Origin of the sequence: Streptomyces sp. NBC_01241 (genome assembly GCF_041435435.1) — a bacterium.
GTDB lineage: Bacteria > Actinomycetota > Actinomycetes > Streptomycetales > Streptomycetaceae > Streptomyces.
The window spans coordinates 465,798-484,727 of sequence record NZ_CP108494.1 but is presented as its reverse complement, the minus strand read 5'-3'; the positions used below and the strand labels follow the sequence as shown (position 1 = coordinate 484,727).

At 71.6% G+C, this 18,930-nt stretch carries 1 protein-coding gene (cut by a window edge); it reads right to left on the bottom strand.

All coding sequences use genetic code 11. From position 1 onward, the window contains the following. Positions 1-18,930: the 5' portion of a type I polyketide synthase gene (locus OG306_RS01820; protein WP_371665061.1), read on the bottom strand. 15,060 nt of this gene lie to the left of the window's left edge; the window shows 18,930 of its 33,990 coding nt (coding positions 1-18,930); the start codon lies at positions 18,928-18,930; its stop codon lies off the left edge, out of view.

The following is an 18,930-nucleotide window of genomic DNA, read 5'->3' as shown; positions in this document are numbered from 1 at the left end:
GGTCTCACCCTGGACGGCCATACCGGCACCGTCCCAGGGGCCCCAGGCCACGGACGTGGCGGACAGGCCGCGTTCACGGCGCTCGGCCGCCCAGGCATCGAGGAACGCGTTCGCCGCGGCGTAGGCGCCCTGACCCGCACCACCCCACACTGCGGCGCCGGAAGAGAAGACGACGAACAGGTCGAGCGGAAGATCCGCGGTCAGGGCCTCCAGGTGTGCGACCCCGTCGATCTTCGCGCCGATCACCGCCGCCGTCGTGTCCCGGTCGGCGACCTCCAGCATCTGCGCATCCCCGACACCGGCCGCATGCACCACACCCGTGAGCGGAACATCTGCCGGAACACCGGCGATGACCTCGGCCAGCGCATCCCGGTCGGTCATGTCACAGGATGCGACCGTCACCCGTGCACCCAGTGCGGCGAGTTCCTCGACCAGACCATCCGGGGCTACACCGCGACGGCTGGTCAGCACCAGATGCGGCACACCCCGCCCCGCCAGCCACCGCGCAACCTCAGCGCCCAGCGCCCCGGTACCACCCGTGACCAGCACGGTTCCTGAGGGCTGCCATCCCTCGCCCGCCGCATCAGTCGCCGCTGCCCGGACCAAACGCCGGGCGTAGACACCGGAGCCACGCACGGCGGTCTGGTCCTCACCGTCACCGGTGGTCAGGACGGCCGCGAGGCGGGCGCCCGCACGAGTGTCCAGGGTCTCGGGCAGGTCGATCATGCCGCCCCAGCGCTGCGGGAACTCCAGCGCCGCGACCCGGCCCAGACCCCACACCGCGGCCTGCACCGGATCCAGCACCCGGTCCGACGCACCGACAGCGACCGCACCCCGCGTGAGCACCCACAACGGCGCGTCCACCCCGGCATCACCCAGCGCCTGCAACAGCACCGTCACCCGGGTGAGTTCATCCGCCACCACATCAGCAGTGCGGTCGGCCGAAGCCGCGCCGGCCGCCAGCACCACACCGCACACATCCGGCACGGCAGCGACCGCCCCGGCCAAGCCCGCACGGTCCACGACCTCATCCACCGACAAGCCCGCCACGACGGCACCCGCGCCGGTCAACGCCCCGGCCACGTCCGCAGCACTGTCGCCCACCACCAGCCAGGTACCCGACAGCGCGGCGGTCGTCGGGAGACCGGTGAGCGGCCTCCAGGCGACCTGGTAACGCCAGGTGTCGATCACGGACCGCTGCCGCCGCTCCCGGCGCCACGACGCCAGCGCCGGAACCACCGACCCCAGCAACTGCGGGGCCTCCGACAGCTGGAGCGTGCCCGCGAGTTCATCGAGGTCACCACGCTCCACGGCATCCCAGAACCGCGACTCGACCGCGTCCACCACCCCGCCCGCAGCCTGAACCGGCAACGACGGGACATCCAGCCAGTACCGCTCATGCTGGAACGCGTAGGTCGGCAAAGCGACATGCCGGCCAGTGAGCACCGCCCGCCAGTTGACGTCGACACCCGCCTTCCACGCGTCACCGAGGCTGGTCAGCAGGCGGCGCATGCCACCCTCGCCGCGTCGCAGGGTACCGAGCGCCACGGCGTCGGCCCCGGTCGCGTCGATCGTCTCCTCGATGCCCACCGTGAGTACGGGGTGGGTGCTGATCTCGATGAACGTCCGCTGTCCCTGACCGAGAAGGGACCGGACGGCGCCTTCGAACTCGACCGTGGAGCAGAGGTTGTCGAACCAGTACCGGGCGTCCAGTCCACCGTCGACGGTCTCGCCGGTCAGGGTGGACAGCATCGGAACCGTGCCGGCGACCGGAGTCAGCCCCGCCAGGTCGGTCAGGATCCGCTCCCGTAGTTCCTTCATCCGCGGCGAGTGGGACGCGTAGTTCACGGACACGCGCCGGGCGCGGATGTCCCGCCGTTCGCATACGGCGATGAGCTCGTCGAGGGCCTCGGCGTCGCCGGAGACGACGGTGGAGGAGGGGCCGTTCACCGCGGCCACCGACAGCCGGTCCGCCCAGGCCGACGACAGCAGGTCTTCCACCGTGTCCCGCCCGGCGGCCAGGGAGACCATGCCGTCCTTGCCGGCCACGCTCACCAGCACCCGCGCCCGCAGGGCCACCGCACGGGCGGCGTCGTCGAGCGACAACCGGCCCGTCACGCACGCCGCGGCGATCTCACCCTGCGAGTGACCCACGACCGCGGACGGAACGACTCCTGCCGCCCTCCATACCTCGGTCAGGGCGACCATCACCGCCCAGAGCGCAGGCTGGACCACGTCCACCCGGTCCAGGTCCTCTTCTCGCAGCAGAACGTCGGTCAGTGACCAGTCGACGTACGGGGCGAGCGCCGTCTCGCACTCGGCCATCCGCTCCCGGAAGACCGGCGAGGTGTCCCACAACTCCCGTGCCATGCCCACCCACTGGGAGCCCTGGCCCGGGTACACGAACACCACTCCGCCGCCGGAGCCCGCGACGGCGGACGTGACTCCGACGGTCCCGACGACCGCAGCGGCTGTGGGCAGGGCGGCGAGCAGTTCGTCCCGGCTCTCGCCCACGACCACCGCGCGGTGTTCCAGCGCGGCCCGGGTCGTCGCCAGCGACCAGCCGACATCCGCCGGGTCCAGCTCCGGCCGCTCCTCGACGAACGACCCCAGCCGCTCCACCTGAGCCCGCAGCGCGGCCTCGGACTTCGCCGACACCACCCACGCCGACACACCCGAAACAGGCGCAACCGAAGCAGGCTCTGACTCGGACTGCTGCTCCGGCGCCTGCTCCAGGACCACATGGGCGTTGGTGCCGCTGATACCGAACGAGGACACCGCCGCACGCCGCGGACGCTCCACCTCGGGCCAGGCCCGGGACTCGGTCAGCAACTCCACCGCGCCGGCCGACCAGTCCACATGCTGCGACGGCTCGTCGACGTGCAGCGTCGCGGGCAGCACACCCTGCCGCAGTGCCATCACCATCTTGATCACACCAGCGACACCCGCGGCCGCCTGGGCGTGGCCGATGTTGGACTTGACCGAGCCCAGCCACAGCGGCTCGTCGGTCCCGCCCCGCTCCTGGCCGTACGTGGCCAGGAGCGCCTGCGCCTCGATCGGGTCACCCAGACGGGTGCCCGTCCCGTGCGCCTCCACGACATCCACGTCCGCACCCGTCAGCCGGGCATTCGCCAGCGCCTGACGGATCACCCGCTGCTGCGAGGGACCGTTCGGCGCCGACAGGCCGTTGGACGCACCGTCCTGGTTCACCGCGCTGCCCCGCACGACCGCCAGCACCTGGTGCCCGTTGCGGACGGCGTCCGACAGCCGCTCCACGAGCAGCAGACCCACGCCCTCGGACCAGCCCGTACCGTCGGCCGCCGAGGAGAACGCCTTGCAGCGACCGTCCGACGCGAGGCCGTCCTGCCGGTCGAACTCGGCGAACATACCCGGGGTGGCCATCACGGTCACGCCACCGGCCAGCGCCATGTCGCACTCGCCGGTGCGCAGCGCCTGAGCAGCCCAGTGCAGAGCCACCAGCGACGAGGAGCACGCCGTGTCCACCGTCACCGCGGGCCCTTCGAGACCGAAGGAGTAGGCGACACGACCCGAGATGACGCTCGGCGCATTGCCGGTCAGCAGGTGGCCGTCCGCCCCCTCCGGCATCTGCATGCCCACCCCGTAGGTGGAGGACGAAGACCCGACGAACACGCCGGTCGAGGTTCCCCGGACCCGCGCAGGCGCGATTCCGGCCGACTCGAGCGTCTCCCAGGCCGCCTCCAGCAGCAGCCGCTGCTGCGGGTCCATCGCCAGCGCCTCACGCGGCGAGATCCCGAACATCGCCGCGTCGAACTCGTCCGCGTCATGGACGAACCCGCCCACACCGGCTGCCTCGGACGCACTCATCGGCCAGCCGCGATTGACCGGGAAGGGCGACATCCCGTCGGTCGCGCCGGCCACCAGCTCCCACAACTGCTCCGGCGAGGTCACACCGCCGGGATAGCGGCAGGCCATCCCCACGATCGCGATCGGCTCGTCGTTCCCGGTGGTGAGCGCGGGCCGCGTGACGTCCGGCTGTGTCTCCCACGCCCCGAAGAACTGCGACAGCAGATGATCGGTGAGAGCAATCGGCGTGGGGTAGTCGAACACCAGCGTCGCGGGCAGCCGAAGTCCGGTGGACGAGGTCAGCAGATTGCGCAGTTCCACCGCGGTCAGCGAGTCGAAGCCCAAGTCCTTGAACGCCTGACGCTCACCGACCGCGTCGGTCGAACCGTGGCCGAGGACCGTCGCGGCGCTGCCGCGCACCAGCTCCAGCAGGAGCTGGTGCCGTTGTCCCTCGGGGACGGACCGCAGCCGCTGGGCGAGTGCCAGACCGGCGACGGACTCCTGTGCGACCGCACGCCGCACCCGGCCCGACACCAGGCCGCGCAGCAGCGCGGGCACCTCACCGGCCGCACGCACGGCAGCAAGGTCCAGGTTGATCGGTATCAGGTGTGCTGTGGGGCGGTTGAGGGCGGTGTCGAAGAGGGCGAGTCCTTGTGCGGTGGACAGGGTGGTGCCTGCGGTGGTGGCGCGGGTCCGGTCGGTGTGGGCGAGTGCGCCGGTCATGGTGCTGGCTTGTTCCCACATGCCCCAGGCGAGGGAGAGGCCGGGCAGGCCGTGTGCGCGGCGGCGGGTGGCGAGGGCGTCGAGGTAGGCGTTGGCGGCGGCGTAGTTGGCCTGTCCGGGGGTGCCGAAGGTTGCCGATGCGGAGGAGTAGAGGACGAACATGGCGAGGTCGGTGTGGCGGGTGAGTTCGTCGAGGTTGGTGGCGGCGGTGGCCTTGGCGCGCAGGACGGTGTCCAGGCGTTCCTGGGTGAGGGCGGTGACGATGCCGTCGTCGAGGACGCCGGCGGCGTGGACGACGCCGGTGAGTGGGGTCTCGGCGGGGATGTCGGCGAGGACGGTGGCGAGGGCGTCGCGGTCGGCGGCGTCGCACGCCACGATGCTTGCCTGCGCGCCGAGTTCGGCCAGTTCCTCGATGAGAGCGGCTGCGCCGGGGGCGTCGGGGCCCTTGCGGGACAGCAGGAGGAGGTTCCTCGTGCCGTGTTCGGTGGCGAGGTGGCGGGCGAGGAGGCCGCCGAGGGTTCCGGTGCCGCCGGTGATCAGTACGGTGCCGTCGGGGTTGGGGCGGACGGGGAGGGAGAGGACGTTCTTGCCGGTGTGCTTGGCCTGGGCCATGTGCCGCCAGGCGGTGACGGCTTCACGCACGTCCCACACGGTCAACGGCAGCGGTGCGAGCACACCCGCCTCGAACAGGGCGACGACCTCGGTCAGGATGCGGCCCATACCCTCGGGACCCGCATCCGACAGGTCGAACGGGTAGTACGGGACGTCGAGGCCGGCCCGGATGTCGGTCTTGCCCATCTCGACGAACCGGCCGCCGGGGGCCAGCAGCCTCAGGGACGCGTCGAGGAACTCGCCCGCAAGGGAGTTGAGGACGACGTCGACGCCCCGGTCACGGGTGGCGGTGCGTAGCTGCTTCTCGAAGTCGAGGTCGCGGGAGGAGGCGATGCGTGAGGGGTCGACTCCGCCTGCGATGACGGTGGGCCACTTGGCGGGGCTGGCGGTGGCATACACCTCCAGGCCCCAGTGACGGGCCAGTTGGACGGCGGCCATGCCGACACCACCGGCGGCCGCGTGGATCAGCACGGATTCACCGGCCTTGACCTGGGCCAGGTCCCGCAGCCCGTACCAGGCCGTCGCGAACACCAGCGGCACCGCTGCCGCCTGCGCCCACGACCAGCCCGACGGAACCTTCACGAGCAGTTCCCGGCCCGCCACCGCCTCGTCGGCGAACCCACCGTCGAAGAACCCGAACACCCGGTCACCGACAGCAAGATCGCCGACACCGGAACCGGTCTCCACGACGACACCGGCCGCCTCGGAGCCCATCGTGCCGGGAACGGGATACATGCCCAGTCCCAGGAGCACGTCCCGGAAGTTCACGCCCGCCGCACGGATCTCGACCCGCACCTGGCCGGATTCCAGAGGCAGCGAGCCGGCTCCCTCAAGGTGGAGGGACTCCAGCGTGCCGTCGGTGCCGGGGGCAAGGCGCCAGTTGTGGTCCGGCAGTACCAGTCCACTGCCTCCTCCGGCGCGCATCAGGCGGGGTGCCAGGAGCGCACCCTGACGGATGGCGACCTGTGGCTCGTCGAGTCCGGCCAGGAGGGCCAGGTCGAGCTGTTCCTCAGATGCCGGGTCGGTGTCGACGAGCACGATGCGGTCCGGGTGCTCCGACTGCGCCGAGCGCACCAGACCCCATACCGCCGCACCCACCGGGTCCACGGCACGGCCAGGACCCGCGGGCATGGCTCCCCGGGTCACGACCGCCAGACGCGAACCGAACGTGCTCTCGTCCGCCAGCCACTCCTGCACACCACGCAGCACCTCGCCGAGGACCTGCTCCACCGGGCCGTCGCCGGCCGGCAGCACCGTCCACGCCGTCTCACCGGAAGCACCGCCGGGCGGGAGCGCGACCCACTCGACCGTGAAGAGCGCGTCGTCCGCCGCGTTCCCGGACGCCGACAACTGCTCCGCCGACACCGCACGCGACACCAGCGAACGAACGACCGCGACCGGCGCACCCGTACCGTCCGCCGCCTGAACCGTGAAGCCTTCGCCCTCGGGACGGATCGCCACCCGCAGCGCGGTCGCCCCGACCGCGAACAACTCCACACCCGACCACGCGAACGGCAACCGCGGCCCACTCGCTTCAGCGTCGGCGCTCGGGACCAGCCCGGAGGGGTGCAGTGCCGCGTCGAAGAGGGCGGGGTGGATACCGAACCCGTCCACCAACTCCGCGATCGCCACCTCGGCGTAGACACCGGAAGCGTCCCGCCAGGCCGCCTGGACGCCCTGGAACGCCGGACCGTAACCGAAGCCCGCACCCGCCAGCGCCTCGTAGAACCCGTCGACGTCCACCGCCTCCGCACCCTGCGGAGGCCACACACTCAGCTCGAAGCCCGCCCCCGATGCAGCCTGCTCCGCCAGCGAACCGGACGCATGCAGCGTCCATTCGTCCACGCCCTCGGCACGGGCATGGACATGCACCGGCCGGTCACCCGAAGCATCCGGGCCCTCGACCCGCACCTGAACCTGCACACCACCGGACTCCGGCAGCACCAGCGGAGCCCGCAGCACCAGCTCCCGCAACAGACCGCAGCCCACCTCCTGCCCCGCCCGCAGCACCATCTCCACCAACGCGGTCCCAGGCACCACCACATGCCCCGACACCACATGATCGGCCAGCCACGGCTGAGTATCCATGGAGAGGCGGCCGGTGAGGAGCACGCTGTCCGCGTCGGCGAGGGCCACCACGGAGCCGAGCAGCGCGTGCTCGGCGCCCTGGATGCCCAGTGCGCCCGCGTCCGCGCCGAGTACGCCCGGCTGCGGCCAGTAGCGTTCGCGCTGGAAGGGGTAGGTGGGCAGGTCGACCGTCCGGCCGCCCCAGTCGGCGAACACGGCGTGCCAGTCGATGTCGGTGCCGGAGGTCCACAGGCGGCTGATCGCGGTGAGGGCGGTGTCGGTCTCGTCGCGGTCCTTGCGCAGGACGGGGACGAACTCGGCCTCGGTGACGGTGTCCTGGGCCATGCCCGTCAGGACGCCGTCGGGGCCGAGTTCGAGGTAGCGGGTGACGCCCATGGTGTGGAGGGTGGCGACGCCGTCGGCGAAGCGGACGGGCTGGCGGACCTGGTTCAGCCAGTACTCCGGCTGCTGCATGGCGTCAGGGGCGGCGAGGGCTCCGGTGAGGTTGGAGACGAGCGGAATCCGGGCCGGGTGGAAGGTGAGGCCGTTCAGGACGGTCGCGAACTCGTCCAGCATCGGTTGCATCAGGGCCGAGTGGAAGGCGTGTGACACCGACAGGACGTTGGACCGCAGGCCACGCTCGGTGCACTCGGCGGCGTAGTGCTCGATGGCGTCCGAGTCGCCGGACAGGACGACGGAGTTCGGGCCGTTGACGGCGGCGATGTCGAGGCCGGATTCGGCGACTTCGTCTTCGGTGGCCTGGACGGCGAGCATGCCGCCGCCCGCGGGCAGGGCCTGCATCAGGCGGCCGCGCTCGGCGACCAGGGTGCAGGCGTCGTCGAGGTCGAGGATGCCCGCGACGTGGGCGGCGCTGATCTCGCCGAGCGAGTGGCCGAGGAGCACGTCCGGGGTCACGCCCCAGGACTCCACGAGCCGGTACAGGGCGACTTCGAGGGCGAAGAGGCCGGCCTGTGCCCACATTGTGTGGTCCAGGTCGGTGCCGTCGGTCAGGACCTCCCGGAGCGGGCGCTCCAGCCGGACGTCCAGCCGGGCGCAGACAGCATCAAACGCTTCGGCGAACACCGGGAACGCCGCATAGAGCCCGAGCCCCATACCGGCACGCTGCGACCCCTGGCCGGTGAACAGGAACGCGGTTCGGCCCTCGGCAGCGAGCCCGGAGGCCAGCAACGTGTCGCCGTGAAGCACCGCGCGGTGCTCAAGACCGGCTCGTGTGGTCGCGAGCGACCAGGCCACGTCGACGGCGTCCAGCTCCGGACGTTCCGCGGCGAACGACGTCAGCCGATCGACCTGCGCCCGCAGCGCGGCACCGGACTTCGCCGACACCGCCCACGGAATGAGCCTGGGTGGCGTCGCACGGACCGCCGTCACCTTGACGGTCTCCGCGGCGGAAGGCTGTTCGAGGATGATGTGGGCGTTGGTGCCGCTGATGCCGAACGAGGAGATGGCGGCACGGCGCGGACGGTCCGACTCGGGCCAGGGACGCTGTTCGGTGAGGAGTTCGACCGCGCCGGTGGTCCAGTCGACCTGGGGTGTGGGCTCGTCGACGTGGAGGGTGGCGGGCATCACGCCGTGGCGCATGGCCATGATCATTTTGATGATGCCGGCGACGCCGGCGGCGGCCTGGGTGTGGCCGATGTTCGACTTGATGGAGCCGAGCCAGAGCGGTTCGTTGTCGGTGCGGTCTTGGCCGTAGGTGGCGAGCAGGGCCTGCGCTTCGATGGGGTCGCCGAGGCGGGTGCCGGTGCCGTGCGCTTCGACGATATCGACATCCGCGGTCGTGAGCTGGGCGTTGGCGAGGGCCTGGCGGATCACGCGTTGTTGGGAGGGGCCGTTGGGGGCGGTGAGGCCGTTGGAGGCGCCGTCCTGGTTGACGGCGCTGCCCTGGACGACCGCCAGAACGTGGTGGCCGTTGCGGCGCGCGTCGGACAACCGCTCGACGAGGAGGAGACCGACGCCTTCGGCCCAGCCGGTGCCGTCGGCGGCGGCGGCGAAGGACTTGCAGCGGCCGTCCGTCGCGAGGCCGTCCTGGCGGTCGAACTCGGCGAATGCGCCGGGGGTGACCATGACGGTGACGCCGCCGGCGAGGGCCATGTCGCATTCGCCGGTTCGCAGGGCCTGGGCGGCGAGGTGGAGGGCGACGAGGGAGGAGGAGCAGGCGGTGTCGACGGTGAGGGCCGGGCCTTGGAGACCGAAGACATAGGCCAGGCGACCGGAGATCACACTGCTGGCGGTTCCGGTGAGCAGGTGCCCCTCGGCGCCGGTGACTCCGGTGCCGTAGCCGGAGGGGGAGGCGCCGGCGAACACGCCGATGTTGTGGCCCTTCAGGGAGCGGGGGTTGATGCCTGCGGTTTCGAGGGTTTCCCACGCGGTTTCCAGCAGGAGGCGCTGCTGGGGGTCCATGGCGAGGGCTTCACGCGGTGAGATGCCGAACAGGGCGGCGTCGAACTCGTCGGCGTCGTGGACGAAACCGCCCACCGAAGCGCTTGAATCGAGCAGGACGGTGGGCCAGCCCCGGTCGTCGGGGAACGGGGTGACGCCGTCCGTCCCGCCCGCTACCAGGTTCCACAGTTCCTGCGGGGAGGTGACGCCTCCGGGGTAGCGGCAGGCCATGCCCACGATCGCGACCGGTTCGTCGAGGATGGCACCCGCGACTGCGGGGGTGTTCTGTGCGGTGTCGCCTGCCAGGTGGGACAGGAGGTGGTTGGTGAGGGCGGTCGGGTTGGGGTGGTCGAAGACGAGGGTGGCGGGGAGCGTCAGGCCGGTCTCGGTGGTCAGCAGGTTGCGCAGTTCGACCGCCATCAGCGAGTCGAAGCCCAGATCGCGGAACGCCCGCCCGGGCTCGACCGCGTCCGCACCCGTGTGCCCGAGCACCGCGGCGGCCCGCTCACGCACCAGATCCAGCACGAATCGGGCCCGTTCCCCGGCAGGGACGTCCAGGAGTCGCTGCCGCAGTCCCTGCGCGGCACCACCGCCCGGCGTGCCTGCGAGCGCCTGCGCAGCTTCCGGAAGCTCGGAGAACAAGGCGCTGGGACGGGACGAGGTGAACGCCGGGGAGAACACCGACCAGTCAGTGTCGGTGACCGTCAGACCGCTGTCGTTCCGGTCTATCGCCTCCGCCAGGGCACAGACAGCCAACACCGGGTCCATCGGGGCCAGCCCACGCCGACGCAGGCTCCTGCCGGCTTCCGGGTCCATGGCCATGCCGGCTCCGGCCCAGGGGCCCCAAGAGATGGATGTGCCGGGGAGTCCGCGGTCGTGGCGGTGTTGGATCCAGGCGTCGAGGAAGGCGTTGCCGGCCGCGTAGGCGGCCTGGCCGCCGCTGCCCCAGGTCGCGGCGATCGAGGAGAACACCACGAACAGGTCGAGCGGCAGATCTGCGGTCAGCTCGTCGAGATACCTCGTCCCCTCGACCTTGGCCCGCAGCACCGCGTCGAACGACGCACTTGTGCTCTGTTCCAACCCTTCCGTGTCCACCACCCCGGCCGCGTGGACGATGCCGGTCAGCGGCAGGTCGGCGGGCAGGTCGGCGAGGACGGTGGCGAGGGCGTCGCGGTCGGCGACGTCGCAGGCCGTGACCGTGACCTGCGTACCCAGCCCGGACAGCTCCTCGACCAGACCCTCGGGCGCGACACCGCCGCGGCTGGTCAGCAGCAGATGCGGCACACCCCGGCCCGCGAGCCAGCGCGCGACCTCGGCACCCAGACCACCGGTGCCACCGGTGACGAGCACGGTCCCCGACGGCCGCCAGCCCTCACCGACCACCACGGCCGGCACCGCACGCGCCACACGACGGCCGTACACACCCGCCCCGCGGATCGCGACCTGATCCTCACCACCACCGGCCAGGACGCCGGCGAGGCGGGCACCCGCCCGCCCGTCCAGGACCTCGGGCAGGTCGACGAGACCGCCCCAGCGCTGCGGCAGCTCCAGCGCCGCGACCCGGCCCATGCCCCACACCGCCGCCAGGTCCGGATCAGTCAGCCGGTCCGAGCCGCCCACCGACACCGCGCCCCGGGTCAGCACCCACAACGGTGCGTTCACCCCGGCCAGTGCCTGGACCACGGACAGTGTCTCCACCCACCCCGACGGGGCCAGGACGACACCCGCCAGGCCGGGCAGTCCCGGCACCTCATCGGCCGGAACGCTGACCACCGTCGCACCCGCCCCCGACAGGGCCGCGGACACCGCCGGATCCTCCGCGCCGACAACCGCCCACACCCCCGACAGCACTCCCGCCCGCGGCAGGCCGTCGAGCGGCTTCCACATGACGCGGTAACGCCACGAGTCGAGCGTCGAACGCTCCCGGTGACGCCGCCGCCACTCCGCCAGAGCCGGCAGGGCCGACTCCAGACCGGCGAGCTCGGACAGGTCCCCGCGTTCCACCGCGTCCCAGAACACGGCATCGACCAGATCCCCACCACCACCCGCAGCGGCCACCGCCGACAGCTCCGGCCAGAACCGCTCCCGCTGGAAGGCATACGTCGGCAGATCCACCACCCGACCGCCCCAACCGGCGAACACCGCAGACCAGCCGACCTCGACACCACAGGCCCACAGACGACCGGCCGCGGTCAGCGCGCTGCCGGCCTCGTCCCGGTCCTTGCGCAGCACAGGGATGAACTCCGCGTCGCTGACGGTCTCCTGGGCCATGCCCGACAGCACACCGTCCGGACCCAGCTCCACATACCACGTCACGCCCATCGCGTCGAGCGCCGCCACACCGTCCGCGAACCGCACCGCCTGCCGCACCTGACGCAGCCAGTACCCCGGGTCCTGCATGGCACCCGGCTCGGCCACCGCACCCGTCACGTTCGACACGACAGGGATCCGCGCCGGGTGGAACGTCAGCCCGGCAAGCACCGTCGCGAACTCGTCCAGCATCGGCTCCATCAGCGCCGAGTGGAACGCGTGCGACACCGACAGCACCCGGACCCGCACGCCACGCTCCGCGCACTCCGCGGCACACCGCTCGACAGCCTCGACCGCGCCCGACAGGACGACGGAGCTCGGGCCGTTGACAGCCGCGACATCGAGACCGGAGCCGACGACATCCGCCTCCGTCGCCTGGACAGCGAGCATGCCGCCACCCGCCGGCAGCGCCTGCATCAGCCGGCCCCGCTCGGCCACCAGCACGCACGCGTCGTCCAGGTCGAGGATCCCCGCGACATGCGCGGCGCTGATCTCACCCAGCGAGTGACCCAGCAGCACATCCGGGGTGATGCCCCACGATTCGACGAGGCGGTACAGGGCGACTTCGAGCGCGAACAGCCCCGACTGCGCCCACACCGTCCGGTCCAGGTCCACGCCGTCGGTCAGAACCTCCCGCAGCGGGCGCTCCAGCCGGACGTCCATCCGCGCGCACACCGCGTCGAAGGCTTCGGTGAAGACGGGGAACGCCTCGTACAGCCCCAGCCCCATGCCCGCACGCTGCGAACCCTGCCCCGTGAACAGGAACGCGGTCTTTCCTGCGGCCACGACACTGGTGGCGAGTGTCGTGTCGCCGTGGAGCACCGCACGGTGCTCCAGTGCGGTCCGCGTGGTGGCGAGCGACCAGGCCACGTCGACCGGGTCCAGTTCGGGCTGGTCGGCGACGAAGGCTCGCAGGCTGTCGATCTGTGCGCGTAGGGCGGTGTCGGACTTGGCCGAGACGAGCCACGGCACCAGGCTGGGCGTCTGCTGCTTCGTCACATCCGAGACCGGCTCGGGCGCGGGTGCCTGTTCGAGGATGATGTGGGCGTTGGTTCCGCTGATGCCGAACGAGGAGACCGCAGCGCGGCGCGGACGGTCCACCGCAGGCCACGCGCGCTGCTCGGTGAGCAGCTCCACCGCACCGGCGGTCCAGTCGACCTGGGTCGACGGTTCGTCGATGTGGAGGGTTGCGGGCATCAGGCCGTGGCGCAGGGCCATGACCATCTTGATGACGCCGGCGACGCCGGCGGCGGCCTGGGTGTGGGCGATGTTGGACTTGACCGAGCCGATCCACAAAGGCTCGTGACCGGCGCGGTCTTGGCCGTAGGTCGCCAGCAGCGCCTGGGCCTCGATCGGGTCGCCGAGGCGCGTGCCGGTGCCGTGGGCCTCGACCACGTCGATGTCCGCACCGGTCAGGTCGGCGTTGGCCAGCGCCTGGCTGATGACCCGCTGCTGCGAGGGTCCGTTCGGCGCCGACAGGCCGTTGCTGGCGCCGTCCTGGTTGATGGCGCTGCCCCGCACGACGGCGAGGATCTTGTGTCCGTTGCGTTGGGCGTCCGAGAGTCGCTCCACCAGCAGCAGGCCGACGCCTTCGCCCCAGCCCATGCCGTCGGAGGAATCGGCGAACGACTTGCACCGGCCGTCGGACGCCAGCCCGCCCTGACGGTCGAACTCGCCGAACACGCCGGGGTTGGCCATGACGGTCACGCCGCCGGCGAGCGCCATGTCGCACTCGCCCGTCCGCAGCGCCTGCGCCGCCAGGTGCAGGGCGACAAGCGACGACGAACACGCGGTGTCCACCGTCACCGCCGGGCCCTCCAGCCCGAAGGCGTAGGACACCCGGCCGGACATGACGCTGGTCGCGGTCCCGGTGAGCAGGTGTCCTTCCGCGCCCTGGGGGATCTGGGTTCCGGTGCCGTAGCCGGAGGTGGTGCCGCCGACGAACACGCCTGTGGCGGTGCCTGCGAGCGAGCGGGGATCAACTCCCGCCGCTTCGAAGGCCTCCCACGTGGTTTCCAGCAGCAGTCGTTGCTGGGGGTCCATGGCGAGGGCTTCGCGGGGGCTGATGCCGAACAGGTCGGCGTCGAACTCGTCGGCGTGGTCGAGGAACGCGCCCCGGCCGGCGATGCCCTCGGGCCAGCCACGGTCGGTGGGGAACGGCCCCACCGCGTCGCCCGCGTCGGCGACCAGGTCCCACAGGGACTGGGCCGAGGTCACCGAGCCGGGGAAGCGGCAGGCCATGCCGACGATGGCGATCGGCTCGTCGACGCCGCCGGCGGCTGCCACCGCCCGGGCCTGCGATGCTGTGCCGGGTGCGATGTCGGAGAGTTCGGTGAGCAGGAAGTCGGTCAGGACGAGGGGGGTGGGGTGGTCGAAGACGAGGGTGGCCGGCAGCCTGAGTCCGGTGACCGACTGGAGACGGTTGCGGACCTCGACTGCCATCAGGGAGTCGAATCCGAGGTCGCGGAAGGCCCGGCCGGCTTCCACGGACTCCCCGTCCGCGTGCCCGAGGACGGCCGCGGCGTGGGTGCGCACGACGTCCAGCACCACCTGCCGGCGCTGCGCGGCCGCTGTCCCTGCGAGCTGCTGCCGCAGGTCGGCTGCTCCGCCGTCCTCCTCGAACGATGTCGGTGTGTCCGGGGTGGTGGCTTCGGGGAGGTCGGCGAGGAGTCGGCTGGGGCGGATGGCGGTGAACGAGGCTGTGAACGTGGGCCAGTCGATGTCGGCGACGGTCAGTCCCGACTCCCCGGCGTCGACGGCTGCCGCGAGGGTGCGCATGGCGAGTTCGGGGTTCATCGGGGCCATGCCGCGTCGGCGCAGGAGCTGCTGGGTCTCACCCTGGACGGCCATACCGGCACCGTCCCAGGGGCCCCATGCCACGGACGTGGCGGACAGGCCGCGTTCACGGCGCTCGGCCGCCCAGGCATCGAGGAACGCGTTCGCCGCGGCGTAGGCGCCCTGACCCGCACCACCCCACACTGCGGCGCCGGAAGAGAAGACGACGAACAGGTCGAGCGGAAGATCCGCGGTCAGGGTGTCGAGGTGTGCGACCCCGTCGATCTTCGCGCCGATCACCGCCGCCGTCGTGTCCCGGTCGGCGACCTCCAGCATCTGCGCATCCCCGACACCGGCCGCATGCACCACACCCGTGAGCGGAACATCTGCCGGAACACCGGCGATGACCTCGGCCAGCGCATCCCGGTCGGCGACATCGCACGCGGCCACGGTGACCCGGGACCCGAGCGCTGCCAGCTCCTCGACCAGGCCGTCCGGGGCGGTCCCTCGGCGGCTGGTCAGCACCAGATGCGGCACACCCCGCCCCGCCAGCCACCGCGCAACCTCAGCGCCCAGCGCCCCGGTACCACCCGTGACCAGCACGGTTCCTGAGGGCTGCCATCCCTCGCCCGCCGCATCAGTCGCCGCTGCCCGGACCAAACGCCGGGCGTAGACACCGGAGCCACGCACAGCCGCCTGATCCTCACCAGCACCAGCACCGTCGGCGAGAATCGCGGCCAGGCGGCCGGACGCCTTCGCGTCCAGGGTCTCGGGCAGGTCGATCATGCCGCCCCAGCGCTGCGGGAACTCCAGCGCCGCGACCCGGCCCAGACCCCACACCGCGGCCTGCACCGGATCCAGCACCCGGTCCGACGCACCGACAGCGACCGCACCCCGCGTGAGCACCCACAACGGCGCGTCCACCCCGGCATCACCCAGCGCCTGCAACAGCACCGTCACCCGGGTGAGTTCATCCGCCACCACATCAGCAGTGCGGTCGGCCGAAGCCGCGCCGGCCGCCAGCACCACACCGCACACATCCGGCACGGCAGCGACCGCCCCGGCCAAGCCCGCACGGTCCACGACCTCATCCACCGACAAGCCCGCCACGACGGCACCCGCGCCGGTCAACGCCCCGGCCACCTCCCTGCCGTCGTCGCCCACCACCAGCCAGGTACCCGACAGCAGTGCGGCAGAGGCCGTTTCGAGAGGCTTCCACACCACCTGGTAGCGCCAGGTGTCGATCACGGACCGCTGCCGGCGTTCCCGGCGCCACGAGGCGAGTGCCGGAACCACCGACCCGAGCAACTGCGGGGCTTCCGACAGCTGGAGCGTGCCCGCGAGTTCGTCGAGGTCACCACGCTCCACGGCATCCCAGAACCGCGACTCGACCGGGTCCACCACCCCGCCCGCAGCCTGAACCGGCAGCGACGAGACGTCCAGCCAGTACCGCTCATGCTGGAACGCGTAGGTCGGCAAAGCGACATGCCGGCCAGTGAGCACCGCCCGCCAGTTGACGTCGACACCCGCCTTCCACGCCTCGCCGAGGGAGCTCAGGAAACGGCGCACCCCGGCCTCGCCCCGTCGCAGGGTGCCCAGTGCGGTGGCCTCGGCCCCGGTCGCGTCGATGGTTTGCTCGATGCCCATGGTGAGCACGGGATGAGGGCTGATCTCGATGAACGTGCGCGTGCCCTGTTCCAGCAGGGTCCGGACAGCGCCTTCGAACTGGACCGTGGAGCAGAGATTGTCGAACCAGTACTGGGCGTCCAGTCCGTCTTCGATCGCCTCGCCGGTCAGGGTGGAGATCATGGGAATCGCGCCGGAGACCGGAGACAGCCCGGCCAGGTCGGTCAGGATCCGCTCCCGCAGTTGCCTCATCCGCGGTGAGTGGGCCGCGAAGTTCATCGCAACGCGGCGGGCGCGGATGTCCCGCTGTTCGCATACGGCGGCGAGCTCGTCGAGGGCCTCGGTGTCGCCGGAGACCACGGTGGAGGAGGGGCCGTTCACCGCGGCCACGAACAGACGGTCCGGCCAGGCCGAGACCAGGTCTTCGACGGTGTCCCGCCCCGCCGTCAGGGAGATCACGCCGTCCTTGCCGGACACGGCCACCAGCGCCTGCGCCCGCAGGGCCACCACCCGCGCCGCATCGTCCAGCGACAACCAGCCCGTCACACACGCCGCAGCGATCTCACCCTGCGAATGACCCACCACCGCGGACGGCACCACACCCGCCGAACGCCACACCTCCGCCAGGGACACCATCACCGCCCACAGCACCGGCTGGACCACATCCACCCGGTCCACATCACCGTCCCGCAACAGGACATCGGTCAACGACCAGTCCACAAACGGAGCCAGTGCGGTCTCGCACTCCTTCAGCCGCTCCCGGAACACCGGCGAGGCATCCCACAACTCCCGCGCCATGCCCACCCACTGCGAGCCCTGACCCGGGAACACGAACACCACACCACCGGCACCCGTAACGGCCGACGTGGCCACGGACAGCCCGGCCAGCAACTCCTCCCGGCCCTCCCCCACGACCACCGCACGATGCTCCAACGCAGCCCGCGTCGTCGCCAGCGACCAGCCCACGTCCACCGGGTCCAGCTCCGGCCGCTCCGCGACGAACGAGGCCAGCCGCTCCACCTGCGCCCGCAACGCGGCCTCGGACTTCGCCGACACCACCCACGCCGACACACCCGGAACCGAAGCCGGGGAGACCGAACCGGTCGATACAGAGTTGGAAGATGTCGAACCGAGCGACACCGAACCAAGCGGCACCGAAGCAGGGGAGAACAGAGCAGGGGAGACCGAAGCCGGCTCGGCGGGCTCCGATTCCGACACCGAATCGGACACGGGCTGCGACTCCGGTGCCTGCTCCAGAATCACGTGCGCGTTGGTACCGCTGATGCCGAACGAGGACACGCCCACGCGCCGCGGGCGGTCCGTCACGGGCCAGGGACGTGCCTCCGTCAGCAGTTCGACCGCACCGACCGACCAGTCGATCTCCGTCGACGGTTCATCGGCGTGCAGCGTCGCCGGCAGCACACCGTGTTGCATGGCCATGACCATCTTGATGACACCCGCGACACCTGCCGCGGACTGGGTGTGACCGATGTTCGACTTCACCGACCCGAGCCACAACGGACGGGACTCGTCGCGGTCCTGGCCGTAGGTCGCCAGCAGCGCCTGCGCCTCGATCGGGTCACCCAGCCGGGTGCCCGTCCCGTGCGCCTCCACCGCGTCGATGTCGGCGCCGGTGAGCCGGGCGTTGGCGAGGGCCTGGCGGATGACCCGCTGCTGCGACGGCCCGTTGGGTGCCGTCAGACCGTTCGACGCGCCGTCCTGGTTGATGGCGCTGCCGCGCACGACCGCCAGCACCTGGTGTCCGTTGCGCCGGGCGTCCGACAGCCGCTCCAGCAGCAGCAGGCCGACGCCTTCGCCCCAGCCCGTGCCGTCCGCGGCCTGCCCGAACGACTTGCAGCGTCCGTCGCCGGCGAGGCCGTCCTGACGGTCGAACTCGACGAACATGCCGGGGCCGACCATGACCGTGACACCGCCGGCCAGTGCCATGTCGCAGTCGCCCGCCCGCAGCGCGAGGCCTGCCAGGTGGAGGGCGACCAGCGAGGAGGAGCAGGCGGTGTCGATGGTGACGGCGGGGCCTTCGAGGCCGAAGGCGTAGGAGACGCGGCCAGACGCGACACTGGTCGCGTTCCCCGTGCCGCGGAACGCCTCGCCGGCACCGGGCAGAGGGGCGTCGCCGTAGCCGGAGGTGGCCGCTCCGGCGAAGACTCCGACACCGCGCCCCTTCAGCGAACGTGGGTCGACCCCGGCCGTCTCGAAGGTCTCCCAGGCGGTCTCCAGCAGGAGGCGCTGCTGCGGGTCCATGGCGACGGCCTCGCGCGGCGAGATGCCGAACAGGCCGGGGTCGAAGTCGGTGGCGTCGTGGACGAAGCCGCCCATGGCCGTCACGCCGGCCGGCAGGAGGGAGGACCAGCCGCGGTCGGAGGGGAACGGTGTGATGCCGTCCCCGCCGGTGCTGACCAGTCGCCACAGGTCGGAGGGAGAGCGTACGTCCCCGGGCAGACGGCAGCCCATCGCGATGATGGCGATCGGCTCGTTTTCCCGGTCCTGTGCCGCCTGCAGGCGGCTGCGCGTATGGCGGAGATCGGTCATTACGCGCTTCAGGTAATCGACGTACTTCTCTTCATTCTCCAC